This is a genomic window from Paenibacillus rubinfantis, assembly GCF_001486505.1.
Classification (GTDB): Bacteria; Bacillota; Bacilli; order Paenibacillales; family Paenibacillaceae; genus Fontibacillus; species Fontibacillus rubinfantis.
Window position 1 is genome coordinate 1 of record NZ_LN909056.1, and the last position, 2,064, is coordinate 2,064.

The window sequence follows — 2,064 nt, forward strand, 5'->3', positions numbered from 1 at the left end:
CGACTTTTCTTCCTTTAAAATTTCCAGTACGATTTGCGCTTTCTCCTCCGGTGTGAACTTTCTTCTACTGGTTGCCATACAACTAAGAAACTCCTTTTTTGCTGTCTAGATTCTATGTAGCATTATAGGTCCGGGTCCATCGCCACGATCCACGCCGCGCCCGCCTCGATCACTTCGCCGACCGTCCACGCTCCGGCCCGGTAATGCTCGATCCACTTCGATTCCGACATAACGCCTCCGATGTGTCCGCTTTCTGTCCGTTATTCTACTCTGTCCGCTTTCTCATTGCAATAGCTAGGAAAACGGACAAATGCGGAATGTCCGCTAAACGACCGTTTGACGGACAGCCCCGAAGCGGGTAGTATTTGGATTGTGCAATCCAATTTGAGGGGAATCGCCTTGGCCGCCGAAACCATCGTCATCACCAGCCCGACCGCTCAAGCCTATGCCGAACTGCAAGCCGCGTTCGATCACTACAACCGGGAGCTATTCGGCGGGGAGCTTCCCCCCTGCCTCATCACCATGCAGCGCGAAAAGCGGACCTATGGCTATTTCTCATCGGAGCGGTTCGTGCATCGCCACGACCGGAGCAAGACCGACGAAATCGCCATTAACCCGTCCTATTTCGCTGTCGTGCCCCTGCTCGAAGTCCTGCAAACTTTGGTGCATGAGATGGTCCACGCTTGGCAATTCCACTTCGGCAAGCCGGGCCGTCGCGGCTATCACAACAAGGAATGGGCCGACAAAATGGAGGCCATCGGCCTGATGCCGTCCAGCACCGGCAAGCCCGGCGGCGCGCGCACGGGCGAGAAAATGGCCGACTATGCCATACCGGGCGGCCTGTTCATGCAGGCGACCGACAAGCTGCTGACGCAGGATTTCAAAATCTCATGGCTCGATCGCTTCCCGCCCATGACGACGATCGCCGCGCCGATCGCCGACACGGGCGACGATGACGGCGAGGGCGGCGACGATCTCGGCGACCTGATTTCACCACTGCCCGGCAACCGCTCGAACCGCGTCAAGTATCGCTGCCCGTCATGCGGTGCGCAGGCTTGGGGCAAGCCGTCGCTGCGGCTCCTGTGCGGCAATGAGGATTGCAAGGCCGTGCCGCTCGATCCCGTCGAGTGAGGCCGGACGATGCCCCAGCTTCCTTTTGGTGCCGGACATAAAAAAAGGCGGGGTCTGTGCCCCGCCTCTGTTTGACCTGGCTGTCGGCTATTCCTGCCGCCGATACTCCATCCTTCCATCGGTCAGGTTGCCCGATTTGCCGTCGATGGCGAGCGATATAGCGCCGAATCCGACCGACACCTGTAGAACATCATCCTGCAAGGTGGCCGGTATGTTCGTGGTCCGCGTCTTGCCCGTGAACGGGCTAGGCTCGGTGTTCCGCACCATGTAGCTGTCGCCGTTTCGCTCGATCTCTAGCACGTGCTTGTCGTTCTTGACGCCGACCCATTTCCCTAGAAACTGGTCGCCTGCGCTGTCGCCGCACCCGGCAAGCAAAGTCATTGACAACAAAGCGACCCCGATAGCAGTTCTCATAAACATTCCTTTTGGTGCTGGTTGGTCTGGCGGTTAGCCCTCGGCCAGCTTCTTGCGCTTCTCGGCTCCCGGCGCTCCGTAATCGAAGGCCACGACTTCAAAGTTGTAGTCGTACCGTTCTTTGCCCTCGCCATCGGTGAAATTGTTGTTGGAAATCTTCGCCTCGATCACGAGTTGGTCGCCGGTCATCACGTTCTTGGCGAGCGTTTCGGCCATCCCGCCAAAGGCGGTGAACGGGATAGTTACCTGCTTCTCCCTGCGTTCGCCGTTCTCGTCCTTCCCGGCATAGTCGTTACGGATCAGGCGGAAGCGCGCCACCTTCGTGTCGCCGTAGGTATTGAGTTCCGGCGCGGCGGCAGCGCGCCCCGTGAAAAACAGCTTGTTCATGGTGTGTTACCTCCTTCGCAATTGACGTTTGGTGCTGCAATCGAGTGGGCGGCAGGGGCCGCCCTCCCTTCCTTCAAAGCTCTGCGCCGCGACCGCGCGCACGCTGCCGGGCGGGCTTCGCGGCCTCCCGGT

Annotated in this window: 3 protein-coding genes; 1 reads left to right on the top strand and 2 read right to left on the bottom strand. The window is 59.3% G+C overall.

Going from position 1 to position 2,064, the window contains the following annotated elements; translation table 11 throughout:
- Positions 1-399: 399 nt before the first annotated feature.
- A complete protein-coding gene (locus BN3277_RS01600) occupies positions 400-1,131 on the top strand; it encodes a SprT-like domain-containing protein (protein WP_198342944.1) in 732 nt (243 codons plus the stop codon).
- Between the two features lie 87 nt (positions 1,132-1,218).
- Here BN3277_RS01600 and BN3277_RS01605 read toward each other — a convergent pair whose 3' ends face one another.
- Entirely contained in the window at positions 1,219-1,545 is a 327-nt protein-coding gene (locus BN3277_RS01605) for a hypothetical protein (RefSeq protein WP_059040576.1), read from the bottom strand.
- Positions 1,546-1,578: 33 nt separating this feature from the next.
- Positions 1,579-1,932: a single-stranded DNA-binding protein gene (locus BN3277_RS01610; RefSeq protein ID WP_059040577.1), complete on the bottom strand. Its 354-nt coding sequence runs from the start codon at positions 1,930-1,932 to the stop codon at positions 1,579-1,581.
- Positions 1,933-2,064: the final 132 nt, after the last annotated feature.

Bases quoted from the DNA above. Each gene is read 5' to 3' on its own strand.
- BN3277_RS01610 (WP_059040577.1), bottom strand. From the start codon at position 1,932: ATGAACAAGCTGTTTTTCACGGGGCGCGCTGCCGCCGCGCCGGAACTC.
- BN3277_RS01605 (WP_059040576.1), bottom strand. From the start codon at position 1,545: ATGAGAACTGCTATCGGGGTCGCTTTGTTGTCAATGACTTTGCTTGCC.